This window comes from Singulisphaera rosea (assembly GCF_054877945.1).
In genome coordinates this window covers 133,528-158,566 of sequence record NZ_JBTYIP020000017.1, presented here as the reverse complement: position 1 = coordinate 158,566, position 25,039 = coordinate 133,528, and the positions used below count along the sequence as shown (strand labels likewise).

The following is a 25,039-nucleotide window of genomic DNA, read 5'->3' as shown; positions in this document are numbered from 1 at the left end:
TTGACGGAGAAAACCCTCGTCGAGACGGCCTTGCATCCGTCTCTAAGGGCCGGGCCGTCGAATCAACGGCCACGCACGATCGTCAAGTCTAACAAGGTTGCCGCAATTGGTGCAATTGGCGAAGACTGGGAAAACGGGGTGATTATTTTCAACGGTCCGGGACTCGCTCGAGTGGGAGGCATGTGCGAGGAGGTTCGAATACACCAAGAGGGAAAGCTCCGCCTTCCCTCCTCTGGGCCATGCGACGGGTTTTGGGATCGCACGGATCACGCGTGCCGACGTCGTTGAAGGGAACTGTCACCGACGGCTTATGGAGGCGAAATCACGAGGGTTCCGGACGCATCCCCGACGTAGTTCGGATCGGCGACGGTCGCGCTCACGTGATAGGATCCGACCGCGGTTGGGGCCGCGATGACGTGGCCACTCGAGTCGGTGTACGTGACCGAAAGGGGGATTCCCGAATAGTCGACGGAGCCCTTCCATCCGATCGGGACGAGGAACGCACCCGTGGTGACGAGCTTCGGAGTTCCGTCGTACGTCTGGGCCAGATTACTGAGAGTGACCGAGAGCGGGGCTCTCTCGACCGTGAGCGTAGCAACAGCAACGCTTCGCCGTGCCACCTTACTTCCTTCATAGACGGCGGTAATGATGTTGGGATACACACCCGCGTTGAGCGGCGTCTGCCGGAGGCTAAGTCGAGCACTCGCGCGGCCGGACGAGTCGGTCGTGGCGGCGCCGATGCTTTGTCCGTTGAGGTAGAAATGGATCACTTGTCCATCCGACATGGGCTTGCCTCGGGACGTCAGTTTGACATCCGCGAAGGCGGAATCGTCATAACGCCCGTCGACCGGGGAGAGGGTCAGGCTGGTCGAGGTCGCACTGACCGTCAGCTTCCCCCGGCTCACGCTGCGGAGGTGGGATGGGTCGCCCGCGTAGACCGCCTTGACAACTCCGGGGACGATCGCCGGGCGGCCGCCCGTGAACCTGGCGGTCGTGCCGCTCGCGATTCCATTCGCATCCGTGATGGCAAAGCCGACCGGCTTTCCCCGGACCTGGAAGCGGACGACCGCGTAGGCCACCGGGGCGCCGTTGGACGTGAGCGTCGCCGAGAGGACGGTTTTGCCACCTCGGGCGGCGTTGACCGAGACGTCCGTCAGCGTCGTTGCGGTCATCGTGGCCCGGGTCGTGTCGTCCCCGGAAGGGATCCTGGCGACGTGGACCGTTCGGCCGATCTCGAGGGATTCGACATGCGATTGGAGCGACGCCCCGCTCAGGAGCACTCGCCCTTCGAAGGCCTCGACAAGGGGTCGAAGTCCCGATCGTTCGAGGCGTCGAGGACCAAGGGATGAAGGCCCTATGCTGGGAAGAGACGGGAGGCAACGAATCGCAAACTTAAGGATGTGCGGCATTCTAACGGACCTCCGGTGGGCAGCGACGGGGGGCGAAGACGACCGATCCACGAAGGACGCGAGTCGTCGAGGCCGCATCGCCGGAAGTATGGGCTGTTATCGGTGGCGTTATGGATTGCGAACGTGTCGAGAGCATCGACAATCGAGGATAACGCATGTTTCGGCAGATTCGCCATTCCTTGGTCGGTTGTTCGCGTGCTTTCGGGGGACTACATCGATTGTGCCGGCCGACTCTATCGGAACTGTCGAATTCGCTCGCTGAGAATCTGTTGAGCAGTTTACGTTGTTGGTGAGCGAAAAAGGTGCGCAGTGATGGCGTAGGTCCGTGGCATTTTGTCGTGGACGCCTGGCTTATTGGCTTAAGGAAGCGAAAATCTACGGTTTGGGCGTAGGATTCGACGTAACGGCGTCTTGAAGGATCCCTGGTCCTTCTTCCAAAGCTCGGGGGACGAGCCAGAAGATTCCCGGACTCCGCCATCTCAACTGAAGACCTCGCGCGGTGCGAAATTCGCGGAGAGACGATCCGGATCGGGCTGTCGGACGGACTCGTCATTTCTTGAGTGTTCAGAACGACCAGGCTCGGTCGTTGCGGGCCGGGCGACGGAACAGGTACTCTGTGGGCCTGGACCGAACGTCGAACGGGAGCGAGTCGTCACATGTCGAAGCCGAACGAAACGGCCGGAGCCGAGCCGGTCGCCGGGCCCCCTCCGCACGCGTGGACTGCGAACTGGTGCGCCCGGCTTTCCCGGTCGGAGCGGGGGACGCCGCTGGTGCCGGCCGAGTTCGTGGCCGGCCAAGGCCCTGGTGTTCGACTCATCGACGTCCGCGACCCACAGGAATTTGTCGGCCCGCTCGGATACATCCCGGGCGCCGACTGGATCCCCGTCGAGCGGCTCGACTCGCTCGCCGGACGTCTCGGGACGGAGACGCCGCTCGTGGTCGTCTCGGGGAGTGGCGAACGGGCGAGCGACGTGGCCCGGAAACTCGAAGGGCAGGGGATGCGCTATGTCGCCGCCCTGGCCGGCGGGATGGCGCACTGGCTGAGCCTCGGGTTTCGGACGACTCGGGACCCGTCCATCCTCGACCGCTGCGACGTCCTCACCGAGATCATCTTCCCCGAGTTCCAGGACGGGGAACCGGCGGGACTCTCGATCGAGCAGGTCCAGCGGCACCTCGGCGACCCGCTCTCCGTCTGCTGGATCAAGCTCGCTGCCTTGGTGCTCCACACCCAGCTTTCCTGCATCGACGGCCGCGACGACCGCAGCATCCTCGGGACGCCTGGGGGCGACGCCGGCCAGTTCCTCCTGGTCATGGCGGCGATCGAGGCGGTGATCGGCCGACCGCTCGATCAGGACGTCATCCTCGGCTTGCTCGAGCGCAGGATCGACGCGTTCGGCGGGTTCTACATGCACACCGACCAGACCACCGTGTCGAAGGTGGTGGAGTCGATGCGGAAGGACCCCCGCCTGGAGGCCGCGATCGCCGAGTATGCGAGCGATCCCTCGGAATGGCGCCAGTTCCTCCGACGTCCGCCGCTCATGCACCGCGACGCCGTGCTCGAGCACCTCTGCAGGGTGGAGGCGATCGGTTGCGGGCACATCCGGCTGATGCACCAGCACTCGGCCGATTACCGGGTCCGGTCGGGCCTGGTCCTCGACGTCCTCTGCGCCTTCTTCCGGACCCGCTGGGAGGGGGCGTTCCGGGCCGAGTTCGAGTCGCTGCACGGCCAGCACAACGAGCGGGCCGTCCTGATCACCCGGATCGAGGGGCCGCTCCACCCCTTCACGCCGATCCCGCTGATCTCGCCGTCGTTCTTCGAATCTCAGATGTTTATCTATCATCCGCAGGTGAGCGAGTATCTCTTCGGCCTTCTCGTGGACTTCCTCCTCCTCCAGGCCGACCTCGTCCCCGAGTTCGAGAAGGACATCCGAGCCGCCTTGCTCGCCGAGATCAGGTCGCTCGACGCGGTCCACACGAAGAACTCGCTGGGCCACCTCGCCAAAGGGCTGCCGATCTACAACGTGACCTTCCGCGGCGAGGGGGAGATCCAGGTCGAGTTCGCGGCGTTCGTGGAATGAAAACAACGACCTGACGTCGGGTCATTGTCTTTTCGACACAGAGGAAAGACGGATAAGGAAAGGCGAACTTGTCCGCGGATTGACACAGATAAAATTGGTTTTCAAAATTTTCATCTGTGTCAATCTGCGTCATCTGCGGATGGACTTTGGCTCCTTCTTATCCCGATGTCGGAATGGTATCGATGATTGAATCCAATGGATCGACATCTTCGCGATAATTGGAGGTGTGGTCCTCGGGGAGGCGGAGGAGGAATCGTGTCCCCCCCTCGGGCAAGCTCTGGGCGGTCAAGGAGCCGCCGAACGCGGCGGCGATCCGTCGGGCGACGGCCAGGCCGAGGCCGACGCCGCCCTGGCCGTTGCGGCGGGCCTCCTCGGTCCGGTAGAAGGGCTCGAAGACTCGCGCCAGGTCTTCGGCCGCCAGGCCCTGACCGCGGTCCTCCACGGCCAGGGTCGCCGACGAGCCGTCTCGCCCGACCCGGACGACGATGGGGGTCCCGGGGGTGCTGTACTTGCCGGCGTTCTCCAGGAGGTTGTCCGCGAGCTGGGCGAGCAAGGCTTCGTGGGCCCGGACCATGAGCGGGGAGGATGCGGTGATCTCGTGGCGAAGGTCGGCCGCCCTGGCGTGGGATGACCAACGCCCGAGGTGATCAGGGGCCCACGCCACAAGGTCGAGCGGCTGGGGATCGGGGCGGGACCCATTCGGATTCGCCAGGAAGAGGAGCGAGTCGACGATCTGCCGGAGCCGGACCCCTTCGGCCTGGACCAGGTCGAGGACGCGCCGGTATTCCTCGGGGGATCGGTCGCGGCGGCGGACGACCTGGACCTGCCCGAGGAGGGCCGCCAGGGGGGTGCGGAGCTGATGCGAGGCGTCGCCCGCGAATCGGCGTTGTAGCTCATAAGCCTCGTTCAGGCGTGCGAAGGCCTCGTGCAGCCGGTCCTGGAGGTCGTTGAAGGCCTGGCCGAGCTCGTCGAGCTCGTCGCCGGTGCCGGGCCTCGGGAGCCGGCGTCCGAGGTCGGCCGCGGTCATGGCCGTCATCGCGCTGGCCATCCGCCGCATCGGGGCGAGGGCGCGGAGGCAGAGCCAACGCCCCACCGCCGCGGCCGAGATCCAGACGGCCAACGAGAGCATCCCCAAGGTCATCCTCAAGCGGGCGAGGGTCGCCTCGACGGGCGCGGGGGACATGCCGACGACCAGGTCGAGGACCGGGTATTGCACCTCGTATCCGGGCTCGTCGTCGGGGTGTCCTCGGCCCTGTCGCAGGAGCTCGTCGAGGCGGAGCCTCCGACCCGCCAGTCGCCAGCCGGGGACGGAACCGAAGACCGGGCCGTCACTCGCCTTTTTCGGAGGGGTTTCGGGCGACCAGCCGAGCGGAAACGCTCCAGTCTTCGAGTTCGACGAGCGGTCGACCAGGACGCCTCGGCCGTCTCGCACGGCCCATCGCACGGCGTCGATGCCCGGGTCCGCGCCGAGGGTCAGGTGCCGGTCGGAGGGCTCCCACTCCAGGCCCCCCGGCTCGATGTCGACCGACGCCTCGAGGGTCTCGAGGGCCCGCTCGAGCCGTTCGTCGTTCTGCTTGACGAGGTCCCGCTTCGTGAGCAGGTACAAAGTCCCCGAGAAGCCCGCGAGGACGAGCGCCAGGGCGATCAGGAAGAACGACGAGAGTCGGGTCGCCAGGCTCATCGCACTTCCTCAGTCATCGCGCCGGGCGGGTCGCCGAACAGGTAGCCCCGGCCTCGGAGCGTGTGGATGACCCGAGGGCCCGAGACCTCGAGCTTGCGGCGAAGCTCCATCACGTGTACGTCCAGCGTCTTCGAGGGACCGTCGATCCCGCCTCCCCAGACATGCTCGTAGATTCGGGTCCTCGAGAGGACCCGGCCCGCGTTGCGGAGGAAGTAGACGAGCAGCGCCATCTCCTTGGCGGTGAGCTCCAGGCCTCGCCCGGCCCGCTCGGCCCGCTGGGTGACGACGTCCACGGAGACGTCCCCGTGGGAGAGGACCAGGCCGGGGCTGTTGTCCCGTCGTCGGATCAGGGCCCGGACCCGCGCGAGCAACTCGTCGAAGTCGAAAGGTTTGCTGACGTAATCATCCGCGCCGGTGTCGAGGCCCAGGACTCGGTTCTCGACCTGGTCCCTGGCGGTGAGGAAGAGGACGGGGGTCTGACGATCTCGCTCGCGGAACTGGCGGAGGAGCGAGAGGCCGTCGAGGCCGGGGAGCCACCAGTCGAGCAGGACGAGGTCCCAACCCCCGGAGCGCAACGCATGCCAGGCCGCGACGCCGTCGGCGGCGTGCTCGACCGTGAAGCCTTCCTCGGTCAGCCCGCGCACCAGGAAGTCGGCGATGTTCGCCTCGTCCTCGATGACGAGTAGCCGGATGCCCATGAGATCCTCATTCCGATCGGGGACCGTTCCCACCTCTCCCGGCAGGAATTTCAAGTCGAGCGATCCACCCTCGCCGGGTCCACCGTCGCGATCAGTGGTCGTGCCTCAACCCCATTGCAATCACCATGATCGGGTTTGGGGAAGGGGGGATCCCTTGGTTAAGCGGAATTTACTCTCGGCTTACCGAGCCCTTACCGAAGCCCGGCTAGAATGCCTTCGCCGACAATGCCCCGGACCCTCTCCGGGTCGTCGGCTTTGCGGAGGTCCGGGGGTTCGAGGTGGGCCGCGCCGGAGTCTTCGACCCCCCTCGTCCCTGGACTTTGGCCGAAGCCCAGGGGCGTCGAGGGCTCCGACGCGGCCTACTTCACGTTTTGCATGGTGGGCACCGCCCACCGGCAATCCCGAAAGGCTCGGTGGGCGGTGCCCACCTACTCGGATCGTGAATTGTGCATGACTCTCCCGACCCTCAGTCCGTCCCGGTCGGCCGCGATTTCGTCGACGAAATCGGGACGCACGTCGGTCCCGCACCACTACTCCGGAGGTCGAGCCTCGTGACGACTCAAGCGGAAGCCACCGCCCGGCCGAACCCTCGCCCGGCGCGTCAGAAGTCCTGGAAGTGGTGGCAACCCGTCGCCAGTCTCTTGGTCCTCGGCGCCGTGGCCGTCGCGGTCGAATACCGCCCGAGGGGCCGTGGGGCGTCGCTCGAGGCCGGGGAGGCCAAGGACTCGCACGGCAACGCCGATGCCAGTGCCGCTGGGGCCCCGGCCGCGACGTCGGTCGACGTGGTCGTCCCGAAGGTCGGCGGGATCGAGCGAAAGACCAGCCAGCCGGGCTCCGTCCACTCGATCGAGTCGGTCCAACTCCAGGCGATGGTCTCGGGATATCTGAAGACTCAGGAAGTCGACATCGGTTCGCATATCAAGAAAGGGCAGGTCCTGGCCGAGATCGACGTGCCTCGCGAGCGGCAGGCGGTCCATGAAGCCTCGGCCCTCCTTGAGCAGTCCAAGGTGCGTGCCCGGCAGGCGGAGGCCAAGGTCAAGACGGCCGAAGCTGACCGCGATACCGCCGCCGCCACCGCGGCCCAGGTGGAGGCCGACATCGCCCGGCTGGTCGCCAACCGCAAGCTCGCCGAGGCCCAGTACGTCCGGGTGAACTCGCTGTATGAGCACCGCGCGGTCGACAAGAAGCTGGTCGACGAGCAACTGCACGACTTCGAGGGGGCCAAGGCCGCCGAAGCGACCGCGAACCTCGCGGCCAAGACCGCCAAGACCCAACTCTCCAGCGCCTTGATGAAGATCGAAGAGGTCAAGGTCGATGTCGAGGAGGCCCGCTCGGCCGTGGATGTGGCCGAGAGCCGGCTCGAGAAGGCCCGCGTGGACGTGGCCTACGCCAAGATCGTCGCCCCCTTCGACGGCGTGGTGACCCACCGATTCTTCCACCCCGGCTCGTTCATCCGATCGGCCTCCGACGGCGGCGAGTTGCCGCTCCTGACGGTCGCCCGGACCGACCTGATGCGTGTTGTCGTCCGCGTGCCGGACCCCGACGTCGCCCTGGCCGGCGCGGGCGACCCGGTCGTCCTGACCATCGACGGGCTGGAGGGCCAGGTCTTCAAGGCCCCGATCTCGCGAATCGCCGAGTCCGAGGATCCCCTCACCCGGACGATGCGCATCGAGATTGACATCCCCAACCCTAACGGCCGGCTCCGCGAAGGGATGTACGGCCGCGCGACGATCGCACTCGAACCGGCGTCGAAGAGGCTCACGTTGCCGGTCGCCTGCGTCCTCGAACGGTCCGAGAAGCGGAAAGGGGTCGTGCAAGTCGTCAGGGACGGCAAGGTCGAGCGGGTGAAGGTCGAGCTGGGCACCGACAACGGCAGCATCATCGAGGTCGACTCGGGCCTCAAGCCCGACGACGAGGTCGTCCTCCGCTCGAGCGTCCCCCTCGAAGCCGGCATGCCGGTCGTCGCCCAGAGCCGCTCTTGATCGGAGAAAAATCCCGGATGGAATTCAAATGGATCCACAGATGACGCAGACGGACGCAGATTTAGAAAAACAATCTTAAAAAATCTGCGTCCGTCCGCGTCATCTGTGGATCCATTCTCCTCTCCCTTCATCCCTGGCCAATCGCGGTCCTCCCCAGGACTTGCCGGAGTCCTCTCTTCCATGAATGGATTGATCAAGATATCGCTCAAGAATCCGATCGCGGTGACGGTCATGTCGCTGGCGGTGGTCGTCCTCGGCACGCTCGCGGCGTATTCGATCCCGATTGATATCTTGCCGGTGTTCCGCAGTCCGGCGGTGCAGACGCTGGTCTTCTACGGCGGCATGCCCGCGGCGAGCATCGAGAAGAATATCACGGCCCGGCTCGAGCGAGGCGTGGTCCAGGCGACGGGGGGGAGGCGGCTCGAGTCGCGGTCGATCGTCGGGGTGAGCATCGTCCGCGACTACTTCCGGAGCAACATCGACCGCAGCGGTGCCTTGACCGAGGTGAACTCGCTCGCCGGTTGGGAATATCCGACGATGCCCCCGGGCACCCTGCCGCCGGTCGTCCTGCCTTACGACCCGACGAGCACGACGCCCGTCTGCTTGCTCGCCCTCGACAGCGCGACGCAAGGCGAGGCCGCCCTGTTCGACACCGGTCGCTACGAGATCCGCCCGCAGATCATGTCGCAGCCGGGGGCGATCGCGCCTCTCGTCTACGGCGGCAAGGTCCGGGCGGTCATGCTCTACCTCGACCGCGTGAAGCTCCAGGCCCGGCACCTCTCGCCGCAGGACGTGATGCGGGCGGTGGATGATTACAACGTCTTCCTCCCCACCGGGAGCGCCAAGTTCGGCGCAACCGACTTCGCGATCGACTCGAACTCCATGTTCGACGTCGTCGGCAACATGGCGCAGATCCCGCTCCGCAACGAGCATGGCAACTCGGCCTATCTCGCCGACGTCGCGACGCCGAAGGACGCGAGCTTCATCCAGACGAACGTCGTCCGCGTCAACGGCAAGCGCCAGGTGTATGTCCCCGTGTTCCGCCAGCTCGGGGCCAGCACATTGCAGGTCGTCAACACGCTCCGCGGGGCGCTTGATAATATGAAGGCCCGCCTCACTCGAGGCGGCATCGACCTGAAGCTCGTGATGGACCAATCGGTTTATGTACGCCAGTCGATCGAGAGCCTGATGGAAGAAGGGATCCTCGGGGCGGTGCTCTGCTCCCTCGTGATCCTCCTGTTCCTCGGCGAGTGGCGGATGACGGTGATCGCCGTCTTGACCATCCCCGTCGCGGTCCTGGCGGCGCTCGTCGGACTCTATACGACGGGCAACACGATCAACGTCATGACCCTCGCCGGGCTCTCCCTGGCGATCGGGCCGTTGGTCGATAGCGCCATCATCTGCCTCGAGAACACGCACCGGCACCTCGGCCTGGGGGCGTCGCCCGAGGAGGCGGCCTACCTCGGGGCGAGCGAGGTCGCCATGCCCGAACTCGTCGCCAGCTTGTGTACCCTCCTCGTGCTGGCCCCGCTCGCGTTGATGCCGGGCCTCGGCGAGTTCCTCTACCGCCCGATGGCGGCCGCCGTCGCCTTCGCGATGGGGTCGGCCTACCTCCTCTCGCGAACCCTCGTCCCGTCGCGGTCGGCGAGCTGGCTGCGTCCCCACGCTCATTCCCATGCCCACGGTCACGAAGGGGCGGGTTCCGGCGAGCACGCGGCCCAGCCCGAAGACCATGTCGAGGAGCCCAGAAAGGCGGCCTGGCGCGGCCTGTTCTCGGCGGCCTTCGCCCGTTGGGAGGCGCTGATCGAGATGGGGATCCGCTGGTATGTCCGCCAACTCAACCGGGCGATGAAATTCCGGCTCGGGGTCGTCCTCGCGGCGGTGGTCACGCTCGTGGCGGTCCTGGGGCTTCTCGGCAGCCAACTGCGTCGCGAGTTCTTCCCCGAGGTCGACGCCGGGGCTTTCGAAATCTATGCGAGGGCGGCGAGCGGTACCCGGATCGAGGAGACCGAGAAGCGGGTCGAGAAGGTCGAGGCGTTCGTCCGCGACGTCGTCGGCAAGGACGTGCAGGTGATCATCTCCGAGCTCGGAGTGGTCGCCGACCTCTCGGCCGCTTACACCCCGAACGCGGGCCCGATGGACTCGGTCATCAAGGTCCAGCTTGCCGAGCATCGTCACCACTCCGCGCAGGAGTATGTGCAGATGCTCCGGACCGGGTTCGCCAAGGACAAGTCGTTCTCCGACCTCGAGTTCGCCTTCGACGCGGGGGGCATGATCCGGTCGGCCATGAACGAAGGGAAGTCGTCGCCGATCAACGTGAGGATCTCGGGCAAGAACATGCCCCAGGCCCGTCGCGTCGCCGACCAGATCCTCCCGAAGGTCAGGAAGGTCGACGGGGTCGTCGATGCCCGGATCATCCAGCGCCTCGACTATCCCGAGTTCATCATCAACGTCGACCGGGCGAAGGCCGCCGACCTGGGGCTGAATCAGTCCGAGGTCATGAAGAATGTCGTCGCCGCCCTCAACTCGAGCATCCAGTACCACAAGAAGAATTTCTGGATCGACCCCGTCAGCAAGAACCAATATTTCGTCGGCGTCCAGTACTTCGAGGAGGACATCCACTCGATCGAAACCTTGCTCGACGTCCCGATCACCAGCCCGAAGCAGCCCGAACCGATCCCGTTGCGGAACATCGCCACGCTCCAGCGCGGAACCGTTCCGACGGAGATCACGCACACCAACCTCCAGTCGACCATCGACCTCACAATGGGCGTCTACGGCCGAGACCTCGGCCACGTCGCCGACGACGTGACGAAGCTCGTCGGCGAGTTCGGCGAAGACCAGGGCAACAGCACCTGGATCCCGTACGACCCCGACGACCGCTCCGGCAAGCGGACGACCTTGAAGGGGGCCACGCTCGAATTGAGCGGCGAGTATTCCCGGATGCAGGAGACCTTCAAGAGCCTGGGCGTCGGCCTGATCCTCGCGACGATGCTCATTTACTTCTTGATGGCGGCCTTGTTCAAGTCGTACCTGACCCCGCTGGTGATCCTCTTCGCCGTGCCGCTCGGGCTGATCGGCGTGGTGATCATGCTCTATGTCACCAACACGGCGATCAACGTCCAGTCGCTCCTGGGTGTCATCTTCATGGTCGGCATCGTCGTGTCGAACACGGTGCTCCTCGTCGACTTCGCCCAGAACCTCCGGACCCAGGAGGGCCTGTCCCCCGACGCTGCGATCCGCAAGGCGGCGTCGATTCGCGTCCGCCCCGTCGTCATGACGGCCCTCGCGGCCTTCTTCGCCCTGATCCCGATGGCCCTGGCGTTGGGCCGAGGCAGCGAGGCCAACGGACCCCTCGGCCGATCCGTCATCGGCGGCATCCTCGCGGGCCTCGTGACCACGTTGTTTGTTGTGCCGTCGCTCTACTCGCTCGTCGTCCACGACGCCTTGGAAGCCGAGTCCGAGCTTCCTCCCCCTGGTGTCGAAGGGTTCGAAGCCTGCTGACGAGGACCCCGAGCCTGTAGCGAGACCCGGTTTTGTCCTTCGAAACCGGGTCGGCTCAGGGAACGAGGTTGGTGCTATTACGGAAGTCGTGTGTTGCCTGGCTCCTGCAGGAATTGGGTAGCCCCGGTTGGAACAACCGGGGCTACCCTTTACCCCAGCGACGATTCCTCTCGTTGAGCCCAAGGGGATTCCGGAAGAGGCCATCAGCCGTAGAATAGCGGCAGTGGGTCGAAGGTCCCGCCCAGGGCGTCCTTCGACGCCAGGCCGAGCCAACCCTCCAGGATGGTGGCATAGACGCGGCGGAAGTCGACCGCGGTCTTCAGATCGACGTCGACGAGGTCGTTAAGGCTCGGGTAGGCCCCGTGGAGACCGGGCCGGACGGCCGGGCCGGCGAGGAAGACGGGGCCGGAGGTGCCGTGATCGGTTCCCTCCGAGCCGTTCTCGGCGACCCGGCGGCCGAACTCGCTGAAGACCATCACCAACACGCGGTCGGCCAGCCGAGAGGCCTCCAAGTCGTCGAGGAATGACCGGAGCGATTTCGAGAGCTCCTCCAGCAAGAGGGCATGACGTGGGACCTGGGAACTGTGGGTGTCGTAGTCCCCGTGTTCGAGGTAATAGACGCGCGTGCCCAGCCCCGCCTTGATGAGCTGCGCCGTCAGCTTCAGCCGACCGGCCAACTCGGACTCGGGATAACGGGCGTCGTCGCGGCCCCCGGAGAGGGCTTCGAGACGGTGCGCGGTCGTGTAGGCGTCCAGGAGGCTGCGGCGGAGGAACTGCCCCAACTCGTCACCGGAGGGTGAGGATCCACCCAACGGTTTGACGTCGGTCGCTTTCTCGATGAGGGCATAGTCGTCGAGCCGGTCGAGTGCGGCGGTGATGGAACGCCTCCCGCAGAGGGCCGTGGGGGGGTCGTCGGCCCCCATCAGCATGGCGGCCGGGGCACCGTCGCGGGTTGGCGAGGCCTGGTCGAGGCCCCGGCCGACCCAGCCCAGACCGTTGTGCTCCCGCTCGTCGAGCCGGGCCGACTGCCAGGTCGCCATGCTGCGGAAGTGCGAACGGCTCGGGTTGGGATAGCCGACGCCCGGGACGATCGCCAGCCGGCCCGACTCCAGCAACTTGCCCGCGTCTCGCATCGCCGGGTGCAGGCCGACCTCGCCGCTGACCTTGATCAGCCGCGTCTCCGGGAGCCGGAGCGCCTTGCGGTGCTTCGCGTACCCCTCGTCCTTGAACGGGACGACGGTGTTGATCCCGTCGTTGCCGCCGTTGAGCTGGACGACCACCAGGATCCGGCCGTCGTGGTTCGCGACGTCCGCACGGGCGGTGCGAGCCAGGAAGCCGGGGAGCGTCGGCGCCAGAGCGATGAGGGTCGGTTTCTCCAGGCCCTGGGCGAGGAATCGACGGCGAGTGATCACGATCTCATCTCCTGGGGACGGGATCAAATCCGCTGCGCCTCGGGGGAGGCCAGCAGCCGGGCAACCGCCTGTCGGGCCGTTCCCGACGCGTCGAGCGGGATCTCGGGGCCATCGGCACCGAGCAGCAGGTTCGCGAAGAACGACGGGTTGCGCCTCTGGCCATGACGCTCAGCCAGCGCGATCGGGTCGAAGGGGGTGGTCAGGCCGAGCGGCTGGCCGGAGACCAGGGCCGCGGCAAGGTTCGCCCGGCCGATCGCCGATCGGGTGGTGATCCACGCCCGGCCGCCGGGCCAGCCGCCGACGTTGGGCGGGTAGAACAGATCCTGGCCCAGTCGTCCGCACCAGTCGGCCAGCACCAACGTGTCCGGTGCCGGGTCGAACATCTCGAGCGCCCGAGCCGCACCCACGGCGAACTCGATCGGGCTGGCGATCCGCCGACCCAGGTTGCCGGCGTCGAAGAAGCGCCGCGACCGGAGCACCGTCGCCACGCCCCAGCCGATGTCCAGGTCGTGCTCCCGCAGTCCCTCGGCCAGCTCGTTCTTCGCCCGATCCTCGACCACCCCTTCGCCGAAGAACTCATGAGACAGTCGCCAGGCCAGGCGATGACTCGTCGCGGGGTGGTCCAGGAGGACCTTCGCCAAACCTTCGGTGTCGAACGCGGCGGTCTGGCCGAGGATGGTCTTGGTGCCAGGGTCGTGCCGGGAGGGAAGGAACCGGGCCTGATCCCCCACGAGCCGCCACCCGGTCAGGGCTCGGGCGGCCTGCTTGACATCCTCCTCGGAATAGGGGCCGATGCCGAGCGTGAAGAGCTCCATCAGCTCGCGGGCCATGTTCTCATTGGGATGTCCCTTGGTGTTATCGGGCGCGTCGAGCCAGACGAGCAAGGCCGGGTCGCGGAGCATGGCGAGGAGGAGCGGCCCGAACCGGGCCCGACCGAGCGAGCGCAGGGTCTTGTTTTGCCGGAGCATGAAGCCGAGGTTGTCGACCTTGAGGTTGCTGGTGGCGAAGTGGCCGTGCCACATCAGCGTCAGCCGCTCGGTGAGGGGGTCGGGGCCGAGGAGCATCCGGTAGACCCACCACCCTTTGAGTCGACCGGAGTCGGGCGCGGCCAGGGCCCGGTCGGCCAGGCGGTCGGCGAACTCGGCGAATCCCGAGGGTACGCCGCGCGATCGAGTGGTCCCCTTCAGGAGCCGGTCGATCGACGCCTCGGGGCCGTCGTTCAGGTCGCGTTGGAGCTCATCCCAGGTGGCGGCGAAGCCGGCCCGGCGGTGCAGGTGGACGACCCGACGCAGGTCCCAGGGCGTGGATTCGTCGGGGACATAGGGCGCCCAGGGGTCGCCCGAGTTCGTTCTTGTGGCGGACGCTCGCATCGGCTTTCTCCCTCTCGAGTCGAGCGATTATTGCCGGCGGACTTCCTTGGCCGTCACGACGCCCAGGTCGCGGACCTCGCCCGGTTTCAGGGCGGGCTTACCTAGGGCTTCGCCGCCTTCGAGCGGGACGTTCCCGTGATTTGGGTCTCGGATCGACACCTCCATTTCCACACCAGGCACGAACGCCTCGACCTGGAAGCGCCCCTGGGCATCCGTGGTGACCTCCGAATCGCCGAAGGTACACCCGTGGCCCGGCGAACCTCCCGGGTCGTTCATCCAGACGCGGAGCATCGCTCCCGCCCGAGGCAGGCCATCCTCATCGACGAGCCTTCCCGCGATCACCCCCGTGGGGACGAGCTTGACCACAAGCGGGATGCCAGATTTCAGGTTGTCGTCCTTGAGCACGGCCGCGCCGACCAGCTTGCGGGCCTTGTGTGTGAAGACCAGAAGGCGAGGGTGGCCCGGCTCCAGTCCCCCGACCTCGAAGGTGTCGGCGTCGAGCGGCCGCGAGCCTATGGTCCCCGCCCAGTCGCAGGCGCTGAGGCCGTAAGCGTCGGCGCCGACGACGGGCTGCCCGTCCAGGTCGACGAGCCGACCATTGATGCTCGGGCCGCGAGTTAGCTCGAGGTCGATCTTGAGCGGCCCGGAGCCGGCCGGGACGTCGACGAATCGGTAGGAGTGATTGCCGACGAGCTCATGCGTGTAACGTGTCGCCTCGAGCGTTTTGTCGCTTTTGTCCTCGGGCTTCAGGCGGGCGGCAACGTACGAGTCGACGGTACCCTCGACGGCCGAGGCGCCGGCGATCATCCCGCGGCCGGGGGGGACCGTGAGCCCGAACGTCGAGTCGGGCAGCCGGGAGAAACCGAGGGCGTTTCCCTCGGCCGTGTTGCCCGGCGCCTTGGTGTATTCGACATTGCCCAGTGGGGCCACCCGGCCGGTCGTCTTGTCGATCAACCGACCCGTCACGATCACACCCGGGGGCACGTCGACCGTCACCTCGAGCGGCTTGAGCCCCTCCGTATCATCGATGGTTTTTAAACGGCGGAGGAACGCGTCGATCCCTTGCCTCGGGTTGACCTCGACCTGGTAGTAACCCGCCTTCGGTACCCCCTCGATGTGGAAGCGTCCCGAGGCGTCGGTCTGGGCGGTGACGCCGGTATGTGTCCCGGGGTCGACACAACGGACGATGGCCCCTTCGACGGGCTTGCCGGACCCCTTCAGCCGGACGATGCCGGTGATCGGCTTGGTCGGGCTGGCGATGTACTCGAAGGTCGAACCCACAAGCTGTGTCCCCTGGGGGTACATGCCAAGGAACGCGGTGTCCCTCTTCATGCTGGGGAGCGGCCGAGCCTTCGGCGGCGTTTTTGCAGGGCGGGCCATCACGTCGAGCGTGCCGTCCGCCACGCCGCCGCCGTGGAATTCCAGCCGGGCGATGCGGTCTCGGCCGATCCCCTGGACCTCGAAACGACCGTCGGCATCCGTGGTCCAGATGTTCCGGCCTCCGGGCCAAAGGGATTTGGGATCCGCCCGCCACGTCGCGGTCGACGACCCGAGCGACTCGCCATATCGGTGTGCGTTCCGATACATCACCTCGTCATCCGCCGCGCCCGAGGCCAGGAGGGCGTCGACGTCGACCCCGTCCTTGAGCTTCCAGATGGCTCGGATCCGGACGACCACCCCCGCGACGGGCCGGCCTTGCGAATCCAGGACCCGCCCGCGGACGGGGACATCATCCCGGACGAGGCTCAGCGCCAACTCGCCACGCTTGACGAGGTTCCCGGCATCGACCCAGGCGAGTGCATATCCCGGTGCGGCGACGGCGACCTGGGCCTTGTGCCAACCGGTCACGCCTCGCCAGTACGCGCCATCGCTGGCGCCCTTGTCCAAGTCGAAGTGGAAGCGCCCATCCGCATCCGTCGAGGCCACACGTCCCTTCTGCCTCGCGGCCATCGGGTCGATTTCGCTCCAACCCGATTCGGTATACGGACGCACGTAGACCCCGGCGTTCGCCACCGGCTTGCCGTCGGGGTCGAGCACCCGGCCGCGAATCGGGTAGGTCCCGCCCTCGTCTTGAGCCTTCGTCGTGACTCCCGCCGCGGGCTGCGGGGCTTCGGCCGGTCCATTGGGAGGCTCATCGCCCCTCGGCACGAAGGCGGCCGAGGCGGCCAGGGCCATCAGGCCGGCCCCGAGGAAAGCCGTTGCGGTCATCGTGATCCTCTGGACGAACATCGTCTTGAGCACCTCGCGGGTTAAGGACTGGGCCGCGGCCGACGCGATGCCGGCTCCCGCGGTCGAACTGGCGAGATCCAGGGCCGCCCGCAGGGTCGACTCTCGCCAGGCCGTCGGGACGACCGTCGCCGCCTCGCGGATGTGTACGGTGGCCAGGACCGCCCCGTGGCCCCCCATGCCCCGGCGGTCGAGCCGGGCCTTGAGCCGTTCACGACCATCAACCAGCCGACGTCGTAAGGTGCGCTCGCTCAGGCGCAATGACTCGGCGGCCTCTCCCTGGGAGATGCCCTGGAGGTCGCAGAGCACGACGGCGAGGCGGATCGTCTCGGGCAGGCGGGCGATCTCCTCGTGGAGCGCCGGCAGGAGCTCATCGAGGATGGCGGGATCGTGCGAGGGGGGCATGTGAGAGATCTCCCCGGCCGTCTTCTCCTGGACCCGACGTCGGGCGGCGGCCGCGTTGGCCTGGATCGCGACCCGGTAGGCGACGAGGTGCAACCACCCCCCGAGGTTGGCGTGGCCCCGGAGCGTGCTCGCCTTCTTGACCAGGACCAGGAAGGTCGCCTGGAAGGCATCTTCCGCGTCGCTCGGGTTCCGCAGGACGGCCCGGCACACCTTCAGGACCATCGCCCCGTGCCGCGCCATGATCGCCTCGAAGGCGGCGCCGTCGTGCGTCGCCAGGAACCGGTCGAGCAACTGGTCGTCGAGGAGCCCCGAGAGCGTCCCCCCGTCGAAGAGCCGATTGAGGTAGCCCAGGGCAGCCCCCAGTGTCTCGATAGCCATGGAACCGCATCCTCACTCACTCGTGTGGTCGTCTTCCACCTTCTATTAGGGCTGGAGGACGCCCGACCGGCCATCTTTTCGCGGCCGCGTTGGTTCGAGGGCGCGCTCGACGTCGAAAGGCTGGATTCCTGCGGACAGGTGTACCGATATACGGAAGACCAGCGTGGCCTGGCTTTCCGTGTCAAGGTTGTCGGAACCCGAAACCAGGAGGACGACGATGGCGGTCCAACCGATCCCGAGCGGTTACCACAGCCTGACCCCATATCTGATCGTGGAGGGGGCCTCCGAGCTCATCGCCTTCCTCCAGCAGGCCTTCGGCGCGACGGAGGTCTTCCGGATGACTCGGCCGGACGGGAAGGTCGCCCATGCCGAGGTCAAGGTCGGCGACTCGATGCTGATGATCTCGGAGTCCCGCGCCGAGTGGCCGCCGATGCCGAGCGGGTTGTACGTCTACGTCGACGACACCGACGCCACTTACCGGAGCGCGATCGAGGCGGGTGCGGAGTCCGTCATGGAACCCGCAGACCAGTTCTACGGCGATCGCAACGCAGGCATCCGAGATAAGTCCGGCAACCTCTGGTGGATCGCCACGCACATCAAGGACGTCTCCCACGGCGAGTTGATGGAAGCGGCCCAGGCGCAGGGAAAAGCCTGAGTAAGCGTCGTGAAACCCGATTTTTTCTTAAAAATCGGGTTTCTGTGCCAGAAGACGGCGACATCCCGCAATGGGTCGACGAGGACATCCCGTAGGGTGGGCATCGCCCACCTGTCTTTCCCAGTGGCAATTGATGACTAGGAAAGTCAACGACACACCCCGCCCGAATTTCGATGGCTGGTGACGTCTACCGGGCCTCCCGGAATGCTGGTGGGCAATGCCCACCCTACAAGGAGTTCAGCACCGATCTCGCTACCTGAGCCGACCGGGTTTCTGAGCGAGTAGACTGTGACATCCCGTGGTGAGTCGACGATGTCATGTGGGGCAGAAACCTGTTTTTTAAGAATAAAACAGGTTTCGGGAGAGGTTCTGAGAGGAACTCCGTCGTGTTACCTTCGTCCGCAACAGCCAGGGGCGTGGCCAGGTCGGTCGCGTCCTCGAAGGTTCACGACGGGGGATGACCATGCGGGGTTCTCGGCACAAGGCGACCTGGGTCGCGGTCATGCTGGCGGCGATCGGAATGGCGGGCTTGGGAGCAAAGAGGGCGAGGGCAGGGGAGGCCCCGCCGCTGATCTTCGACACCGACATCTGCGGCGACTGCGACGACGTACTCGCCCTCGGGATGATCCACGCCCTCGAGACCCGCGGGGCCTGCAAGCTCGTCGCGGTGACCGTAAGCGTCGACAACGACCTGGCGGCCCCCTTCGTCGACGCGGTGAACACCTTCTATGGTAGGGGCAACGTCCCGATCGGCGTCGTCGGGAAGGGGAGTGTGGTCGAGAAGGGCAAGTTCCTCCCGCTCGCCGAGGAACGTGACGGCGGGACTCTTCGCTATCCGCACGACCTCCTCAGCGGCCGATCGGCCCCGAGCGCGACCTCGGTCCTGCGCAAGACGCTCGCGGCCCATCCGGATGGCTCGGTGATCATCGCCCAGGTCGGCTTCTCGACCAACCTCGCCCGCCTGCTCGACTCGCCCCCCGACGAGCACTCGCCCCTCTCGGGTGAGGATCTCGTCCGCAAGAAGGTGAAGCGGCTGTCGCTCATGGCCGGCGCCTTCCAGACGATCGAGGGGAACGCCCACTACCTCGAGTACAACGTCGTGAAGGACGTGCCGAGCTGCCGGGCCCTCGCCGCGCGTTGGCCGTCGCCGATGAGTTGGAGCGGGTTCGAGATCGGGATCGCCTTGCCCTATCCCTCGGTGAGTATCGAACGCGACTACGGCTACGTGGCCCACCACCCCCTCGCCGAGGCCTACGTGCGCTACATCCCGCCGCCGCACAACCGCCCGACCTGGGACCTTACCAGCGTCCTGGACGCCGTCGCCCCCGACCGAGGCTATTTCGACGTTTCGCCGCCGGGGACCGTCACCGTCGATCCCGACGGCTTCACTCATTTCGAGCCCAACCCCCAGGGGCGTCATCGCTATTTGGTGCTCCGGCCCGAGCAGCGTCTTCGCATCCTCGAGGCGCTCGTCCAACTGTCGAGCCAGCCTCCCGCCCCGCCCGCGTCGAAGTGAAGTCCTGCATGCGACCGTCCCCTCCGAGGTTTCTACGTCGGAGGGGCAAGGTCGTCCATCCCGGCCGGAATTCCGTGATATGGTTTTTATGGGCCCGGGGGAAGTCTTCGGGAGCTCGCCGTCGCGCCGCGCGCGGCGATCGTCCCGACGCATGCGTTGCCAGGGGACTGACATGAGTAAGGCCGATGATCCCGCGATCCAAGAGCTTCTCGTCCACTGCCTCCACCACGCCGTCCGCCGTGCGGCGATCCAGACGCTGCAAGTGCCCGGGGTCCTCGGCCTGCCGTACCTGAGCCGGGTCGAGCGCTTGATGAGGATCGCCATCGCCCTCACCGGGGCCGGCCACGGGATGCCTTACGTCCAGATCCACGGCCTCCCCCCCGCCGAGGAATCGGAGATTCTCCCCGAACTCCTCTCCGTCCCCCTCACCGACCTCCTCGGCGGTCGCGCCTCCGACCACCTCGCCGCGGCCCTCGCCGGCGATGCCAATGCCCTTCGCATCCTCGACGAAGAGGCGGATCGACTCCTCGTGACGGAGAACATCCAGCTCGTCTAACCACCTGTCCCGCAACCTGTTCGGTTGGTTGATCGGGCGAAGTTGGGGCTGTGCTGGACGTTGTCGGCGCCACGGGGTCCGAAGACGGAACCCGTGGCGCCCAAGGTCGATCGGTTCGCCCCGATGCGGCTTGCGGGCTCAGTTGCAACTCGGCGTTCGAGACCGGGCCTCGGGGATGCGTCCTCGGGTCCGGACGGTGATCAAACCTTCGTTGTCCGCCGTGATGACGAGCCGTCCCACGTCGAGCCGTCCGCTGCAGGACGACCAGAGGTGGGCGTAGAGGTCATCCTGCGCGTCGAGATGCTCGCGGCGGAGGAACTCTCGAAGCAACTGGTCGTCGTGGCTGGGACGCAGCAACTCGCCGAGTGTCGTGGCGTAGGCGACGAGCAGGTCGTGGGCGATCGGGGTCAGCATGGTGTCCTCGCGTTTCGCCGGTGAGTCGAGAGGCAAGCCGTCTGATAGGGGCGGTGGAGCTCATCCCGGGCCGTCGTCCCCGCGATGCGCTCGCGGCAGGCCTGGCAATGTCGGCCGGGGCTCGTGTCGTGCCCCGAGGTGATCGGTCGGAAGGCCGAACCCGGTTCGGTCAGGGACGAGTGGGCCACGACTCCTCCTTCCCCGGTGTGCGTTGCTGCCGGATCGCGTAGTTCACGAGCACATTCGGGCGGAGGAGGCACGACACGCAACGATTCTTCATCCCGACCTCGATCACCGGTCCCACGATCGGCCGATCGCATCGGTCGCAATACGGCCCCGTGACCACTCGTGCGGGGGGCGTTTTCCTGGGCGGAGGCATGCGGAGATCTCCCATGATCGAAGCAGGCCGGAGGTGATACGCTCGACGTCTGCACGGTCGACGCCCGCGTCCCAACCTCGGACGCGGGCTCGCCCCGACGAATCATTTGGAGATCAATTTTGAAATGTGAATTTGAAAATGTATGATCTTAAGATTTGCTAAGGTGGCAGGTAGGCGCGAAGGCTGATCCTCCCCGCAGTTCGATCGCCCGACGCTTCGAGTCTCGGCATTGGTCGTGATTCGGCCGAGATCCTGGAGCGTTGCGCGACCGCCCGCGATTGCGAGGGGCCGGATTCGTCGTCGCGTTCGGGAGGAGTTCATCACCAGTCCTCGCTTCGAGACGTCCCACAACCTTCGATCCGAGCCCTCGGGCGACGGCGCCACAAAGATGTGAAGTCGGATCAGATCCGGGCCGTGTTTAGTATACTGATGATCAGTATTAGTGGGAGTATGTCCACGTCGAAGGCGGGATGTCAACGGAAAAATTCGGCCTATTTCCGAACCAGATTTCGAAGCGTTCAAGATCCGCACGAAGGAGGTAGGTTTGTAGTGGTTATTAAGGATTGGGAGGTGCGGCCGGGCGGGATGAAAGATGAGGCTTTAGTCGGACGTTGCGCGGTCGATCGTGATCGCCTCATCCGTCGATCACCGACCTCATTCCTGGAGAAGCCTCAAAGCTTTTGTTTGGGAAAGATGGGGGTGCACGGAAAGAGATCGGAATTGAGGATGGCTCAAGGTCTGGAATCGGTGTGGTCACCCGCGTCGGCTCTGTGCCAACCGGTACGACCCTTGATCCGCAACCTCCAGCACCAATCTCGCTCCTGGCGGCCCTGAGGGTTTGTGCATGGGTGCTACGGGCTCTGCCTTCGGACCCTGAGTGGACAAGGCCCGGCCTAATCCCTCGATCCTCCGAGGAGGCACTGGTGGGCGGTTCGATGTCGCCGGCCGGGTCTGGCGAGCACGGGGTCCGAAGATCGAACCCGTGGCACCCTAAACCTAAACTCTAGCAACGGCTTAGCTCCATGCGCCGGGACGGGCGAATCGAGTTGGTCGGATTGGATGGGCGCATGACAGGACGTCACACGTCGAGACGCGGAGAAGGGAAGGGCCGAGAAGAGGAGGCTGCGGATCACCTCGTGGGGCAGTCGCAGGCCCGGCAGAGGTCGTTGAAGTCGACGGGTTTGTGGAGGAGCGCCTGGGGCTTGAGTCGTTGAACGTGGGCCAGGCGGCTGCTGTCGAGGCTCCCGGTACAAACGGCGACCCGGCTCGGGAGGTTGTCCTGACGGACCTTCTCGAGGATGGTCTCCCCCTTGCCGTCGGGGAGCATCAGGTCCAGGACGATGCACGACGGGGCCGGATCCAGCCGTTCGAGCGCCTCGGCGACGGTCGTCGCCGTGTCGACGGAGTATCCACGACGGAGGAAGATTCCCCGCAAGGCCTTGCGGGTCCCTTCATGATCCTCCACGATCAGGATGCGAAATGGATGCATGGGACCTGGTCCGGGTCGGACGTCGCGTTCTTTTTTTTGTTCGGGATCGATAGTAAACGAGTGTATCTCGGTTGCAAACCGAGCCTGACCATGGCCCAAGTCGTGATCGCGTCTCGATCGTCGAGATCGGAGAAGGCTCCGACAGGTCCTCTCCTCACAGAGACGAGATAACTTCGCAGATGAGCCGGCTCGCGTCCAAAATATTTTCCCCCGAGTCGAAACCCGAGCAGTCCTCCAGAACCTGACCTCGGCTCTTCGAGCAGGTCGACACCGCAAGCCTACGCCAGGTTTCCGATGTCCTCACAAAGTCTTGGACGAGTCAGGGTCACGAAATGGCCCTAGGATCGTAGAGCCATGGGGCTGTTCCGGGCGCCCGACCGCTTGCCCCATCCTGCCACCGCGCGTTACCTTAGGATCAGCGTCAGATCGTGATTTCGCATCAAGTTGGGAACGCCAAGCCGATCGCCGACGTCCAATAGGTCGACGACATCCAACCTGCTGTGCGACTTACGCGGAGGGATTGAATTCGGTCCTCGTAATCCTTGGGCCTGTGCTAGATTGGGCTGGCTAAACTTTCTGGTCGCTTGAATAGGATTCTCGAACCGAGTCACCATCGACCGGAGCTCCGAGGGCCCGGCCTGCAAGGGCTCGTCCGGCTCGTGGAGAGAGAAGGCACGAGTTCATCGGTTCCTTGGTACGTTCTACGATCAACCGTTTTGTGCGTTTCGACATGGGCTGAGCGATTGCTTCGATTCAAGTTCCACGATCAGGCGGACATTGCCGCGTATCCCGTCTCGCACAACCCGTGAGTGAACCAAGAGCCGAGATACCCGAACCAAATCCGGCTGGGAGATCCAGTGATGCGCCGCAGCACCGCCCGCAGGGCTTTCACACTCGTCGAACTTCTGGTGGTCATCACGATCATCTTGATCGTCTCGGCCATCGTCCTCCCGACGGTCATCAATGCCGTCAACAACCGACAAGTCAGTGAAGCGGCCCGAATCCTCCAGGCGGCCCTGGCCGGAGCTCGCGATGCGGCGATTCGAGCGAACTCCCCGAGAGGGATTCGGCTGCTGCCGGATCCCACTCTTACTGATCCGCCATTCAGTGCAGGGCTAACTGCTGGCACCAAGTCTCTGGTCTATAGTCGGCTGATACAGATCGAGATCCCTGGTGATTATACTGAAGGCAAGATCAGCATCATTCCTGACAATCTGCCGCCATGGGATGCGATGTCAAACCCCCGGACCTATTACTCTGCATACCCATATGCACCATCTTTAACCTACCCCGATGGCTTCGATACGGTCGGGAATTCTGTGGTCGGTAAGGTGCTTCGTATTGAGCAGGCGGCCTACGATAACTCCGCCACCCCGATTCTGAACCCGCCAACGTCATGGTGGTGGAACATCCGCCTGGGCGACCAGATACGCATCGGCGACTCGGGACGTTACTACACCGTTGTCGGCCCGCTCACTCAGAACCCATACACGACCGGGAACAACCCCGAGCTTTTTGTGAACGATGGGCCTCCAGGGACTGCGTCGAGCATCGTTAGACCCTATGGAACAGGTGGAACCGTCACGGCGAATGTGGAATTTCTGTATGTGGTAAATGGTCAGGGCGATCTGTCCGTCCAGGCGAAAGGGCCGGCCAAGAACTACGGATATACGGACGCCGGTTGGGACGGTTTCGACAACAACTATGACAACCCCACCGTGTACGACGAGGTGACTTTCGTCCCGGAAAACATCGATACCTCGGTCACCCCGAACATCGTCACTCCCGCCCACTACGGCGAATGGGAGACAGAGACCTGGACGGGAGCCGGTCAGAACGTCGCCAGCTTCTCGGTTATCAATACGAACTACACGATCAAACGTCGTCCCGTGCCGGTGGAAGGTGCGAGGGAGACCGCGTTGCCCGGCTCCGTCGTGATCGACGCCTCGAGCTGGAATTCGAGCCTCGAACGCTCGCTACTCCCGATCGACAAGTTCTCGCTGACTTGTGACATCATGGTTAACGCCGACGGCCAGGTAGTACAGCAAACCAGCTATTCCTCGAATACGTCGTTCCAGGAGCCGTTCTTCCATTTCTGGCTATCGGAACGGACGGACGTTCACGCGATCGACACCACGTTGACACCACAGCTTCCGATGCCAGCCGGGACTCCCTTGTACGCATCTAGGACTACTGATATAAAGGGAGACCAGATGCTGGTCACCATGTTTATTAAGAGTGGCTTGGTGACAACGAGCAAACCCGAAATCGCTATTCAAATCGGGACCGACGCGAGCAATAATCCAATCTATTCCTCTGGCTTCCTCGGGGGGACGAATCGCGTGAACGTGTTCCGTGATGCACAGCTCGGTGTAAGGGACGCGAAGTAACCGCATCCTGAGGTTTAGCGGCAATGCGAAACGCCTGGCGATTGAGCCAGGCGTTTTCGTTTACCTCCTCGACACGCAATTCAGACAATCCGACAAACTCACTGCCCACTCCTCCTCTCGGAATTGACCTTTGAGCATCCCGCAATGCCTTCTGGCTTTGCAGGAGCATTCCTCAAGGGCATCAGTTCTGTAGTCACATGAATAAACCAGTAACAAGTATTCCGAGATTCCGATCTCGGACTGGGTCGACTTTTCCGTCTCATCGTCCATAGGCAGTGGGGCGTCAAACTCGGCGCGATTGGCGACCGCCTTAACCAGCACTGGATCTCTCGAGCGACTCCATTCGCAGAAGATTGCGAATTGATCGCGAGACTTCTCGACGAGGCATTGCAGGCCCTGTCGAACCGGGCAGGTGATGCATTTCATTCTGAGATTGTCACCGTGGTTCCACCCGGATTCGCGCTTGTGAATCCAGATAGTGGACTCGTATAAGTCGC

General features: G+C 65.0%; 16 protein-coding genes. 7 read left to right on the top strand and 9 right to left on the bottom strand.

The features are described from left to right. Positions 1–308: 308 nt before the first annotated feature. Positions 309–1,280, bottom strand: coding sequence for an MBG domain-containing protein (locus ACYOEI_RS25470; protein WP_462852447.1), 972 nt, complete (start codon positions 1,278–1,280; stop codon positions 309–311). A 785-nt stretch (positions 1,281–2,065) separates the two neighbouring features. Here ACYOEI_RS25470 and ACYOEI_RS25465 point away from each other — a divergent pair. Further along, complete coding sequence (locus tag ACYOEI_RS25465) at positions 2,066–3,487, top strand: rhodanese-like domain-containing protein (RefSeq protein WP_462852446.1); 1,422 nt, start codon at positions 2,066–2,068, stop codon at positions 3,485–3,487. Positions 3,488–3,644: 157 nt separating this feature from the next. Here the strand turns inward: ACYOEI_RS25465 and ACYOEI_RS25460 are convergent, their stop codons facing one another. Together ACYOEI_RS25460 and ACYOEI_RS25455 are read right to left on the bottom strand one after the other, a co-directional pair. Next, on the bottom strand, positions 3,645–5,168 hold the full coding sequence (locus ACYOEI_RS25460) for a sensor histidine kinase (RefSeq protein WP_462852445.1): 1,524 nt from the start codon (positions 5,166–5,168) through the stop codon (positions 3,645–3,647). Then, positions 5,165–5,866, bottom strand: a complete 702-nt coding sequence (locus ACYOEI_RS25455) for a response regulator transcription factor (protein ID WP_462852444.1) — start codon at positions 5,864–5,866, stop codon at positions 5,165–5,167. The genes ACYOEI_RS25460 and ACYOEI_RS25455 overlap by 4 nt, the downstream gene beginning before the upstream one ends. A gap of 551 nt (positions 5,867–6,417) precedes the next feature. On the opposite strand from ACYOEI_RS25455, the gene ACYOEI_RS25450 reads away from it, so the two are divergent. Together ACYOEI_RS25450 and ACYOEI_RS25445 are read left to right on the top strand one after the other, a co-directional pair. Then, complete coding sequence (locus ACYOEI_RS25450) at positions 6,418–7,848, top strand: efflux RND transporter periplasmic adaptor subunit (RefSeq protein WP_462852443.1); 1,431 nt, start codon at positions 6,418–6,420, stop codon at positions 7,846–7,848. Positions 7,849–8,028: 180 nt separating this feature from the next. After that, positions 8,029–11,352, top strand: coding sequence for an efflux RND transporter permease subunit (locus ACYOEI_RS25445; protein ID WP_462852442.1), 3,324 nt, complete (start codon positions 8,029–8,031; stop codon positions 11,350–11,352). Between the two features lie 203 nt (positions 11,353–11,555). Here the strand turns inward: ACYOEI_RS25445 and ACYOEI_RS25440 are convergent, their stop codons facing one another. Genes ACYOEI_RS25440 through ACYOEI_RS25430 form a run of 3 tightly spaced genes read right to left on the bottom strand, consistent with a single transcriptional unit; the run spans position 11,556 to position 17,143 of the window. Further along, positions 11,556–12,764, bottom strand: a complete 1,209-nt coding sequence (locus ACYOEI_RS25440) for a DUF1501 domain-containing protein (protein WP_462852441.1) — start codon at positions 12,762–12,764, stop codon at positions 11,556–11,558. A gap of 23 nt (positions 12,765–12,787) precedes the next feature. Next, positions 12,788–14,134, bottom strand: coding sequence for a DUF1800 domain-containing protein (locus ACYOEI_RS25435; RefSeq protein WP_462852440.1), 1,347 nt, complete (start codon positions 14,132–14,134; stop codon positions 12,788–12,790). Positions 14,135–14,161: 27 nt separating this feature from the next. Beyond that, positions 14,162–17,143 (bottom strand): sigma-70 family RNA polymerase sigma factor, encoded by a 2,982-nt coding sequence (locus ACYOEI_RS25430; protein ID WP_462852439.1) that lies wholly within the window; start codon positions 17,141–17,143, stop codon positions 14,162–14,164. A gap of 217 nt (positions 17,144–17,360) precedes the next feature. Between ACYOEI_RS25430 and ACYOEI_RS25425 the strand changes: the two genes are divergently transcribed. From ACYOEI_RS25425 to ACYOEI_RS25415, 3 genes are all read left to right on the top strand, one after another. Next, positions 17,361–17,798: a VOC family protein gene (locus ACYOEI_RS25425; RefSeq protein ID WP_462852438.1), complete on the top strand. Its 438-nt coding sequence runs from the start codon at positions 17,361–17,363 to the stop codon at positions 17,796–17,798. A gap of 463 nt (positions 17,799–18,261) precedes the next feature. After that, positions 18,262–19,314, top strand: a complete 1,053-nt coding sequence (locus tag ACYOEI_RS25420) for a nucleoside hydrolase (protein ID WP_462852437.1) — start codon at positions 18,262–18,264, stop codon at positions 19,312–19,314. 172 nt (positions 19,315–19,486) lie between these two features. Next, on the top strand, positions 19,487–19,870 hold the full coding sequence (locus tag ACYOEI_RS25415; protein ID WP_462852436.1) for a hypothetical protein: 384 nt from the start codon (positions 19,487–19,489) through the stop codon (positions 19,868–19,870). Between the two features lie 138 nt (positions 19,871–20,008). On the opposite strand, the gene ACYOEI_RS25410 is transcribed toward ACYOEI_RS25415, so the two are convergent. The 3 genes from ACYOEI_RS25410 to ACYOEI_RS25400 all read right to left on the bottom strand — a co-directional run bounded on the left by ACYOEI_RS25410 (position 20,009) and on the right by ACYOEI_RS25400 (position 22,152). Next, complete coding sequence (locus tag ACYOEI_RS25410; protein ID WP_462852435.1) at positions 20,009–20,284, bottom strand: hypothetical protein; 276 nt, start codon at positions 20,282–20,284, stop codon at positions 20,009–20,011. Then, positions 20,278–20,472, bottom strand: coding sequence for a hypothetical protein (locus ACYOEI_RS25405; RefSeq protein ID WP_462852433.1), 195 nt, complete (start codon positions 20,470–20,472; stop codon positions 20,278–20,280). The genes ACYOEI_RS25410 and ACYOEI_RS25405 overlap by 7 nt, the downstream gene beginning before the upstream one ends. 1,320 nt (positions 20,473–21,792) lie before the next feature. Continuing rightward, positions 21,793–22,152, bottom strand: coding sequence for a response regulator (locus tag ACYOEI_RS25400; RefSeq protein ID WP_462852432.1), 360 nt, complete (start codon positions 22,150–22,152; stop codon positions 21,793–21,795). Positions 22,153–23,012: 860 nt separating this feature from the next. Here ACYOEI_RS25400 and ACYOEI_RS25395 point away from each other — a divergent pair. Then, on the top strand, positions 23,013–24,542 hold the full coding sequence (locus ACYOEI_RS25395; RefSeq protein WP_462852431.1) for a prepilin-type N-terminal cleavage/methylation domain-containing protein: 1,530 nt from the start codon (positions 23,013–23,015) through the stop codon (positions 24,540–24,542). Positions 24,543–25,039 lie beyond the last annotated feature (497 nt).

Coding starts and splice junctions, on each gene's coding strand:
- ACYOEI_RS25400 (WP_462852432.1), bottom strand. CDS start 22,152: ATGCATCCATTTCGCATCCTGATCGTGGAGGATCATGAAGGGACCCGC.
- ACYOEI_RS25430 (WP_462852439.1), bottom strand. CDS start 17,143: ATGGCTATCGAGACACTGGGGGCTGCCCTGGGCTACCTCAATCGGCTC.
- ACYOEI_RS25410 (WP_462852435.1), bottom strand. CDS start 20,284: ATGCTGACCCCGATCGCCCACGACCTGCTCGTCGCCTACGCCACGACA.
- ACYOEI_RS25420 (WP_462852437.1), top strand. CDS start 18,262: ATGCGGGGTTCTCGGCACAAGGCGACCTGGGTCGCGGTCATGCTGGCG.
- ACYOEI_RS25415 (WP_462852436.1), top strand. CDS start 19,487: ATGAGTAAGGCCGATGATCCCGCGATCCAAGAGCTTCTCGTCCACTGC.
- ACYOEI_RS25425 (WP_462852438.1), top strand. CDS start 17,361: ATGGCGGTCCAACCGATCCCGAGCGGTTACCACAGCCTGACCCCATAT.
- ACYOEI_RS25455 (WP_462852444.1), bottom strand. CDS start 5,866: ATGGGCATCCGGCTACTCGTCATCGAGGACGAGGCGAACATCGCCGAC.
- ACYOEI_RS25460 (WP_462852445.1), bottom strand. CDS start 5,168: ATGAGCCTGGCGACCCGACTCTCGTCGTTCTTCCTGATCGCCCTGGCG.
- ACYOEI_RS25395 (WP_462852431.1), top strand. CDS start 23,013: ATGCGCCGCAGCACCGCCCGCAGGGCTTTCACACTCGTCGAACTTCTG.
- ACYOEI_RS25435 (WP_462852440.1), bottom strand. CDS start 14,134: ATGCGAGCGTCCGCCACAAGAACGAACTCGGGCGACCCCTGGGCGCCC.
- ACYOEI_RS25465 (WP_462852446.1), top strand. CDS start 2,066: ATGTCGAAGCCGAACGAAACGGCCGGAGCCGAGCCGGTCGCCGGGCCC.
- ACYOEI_RS25445 (WP_462852442.1), top strand. CDS start 8,029: ATGAATGGATTGATCAAGATATCGCTCAAGAATCCGATCGCGGTGACG.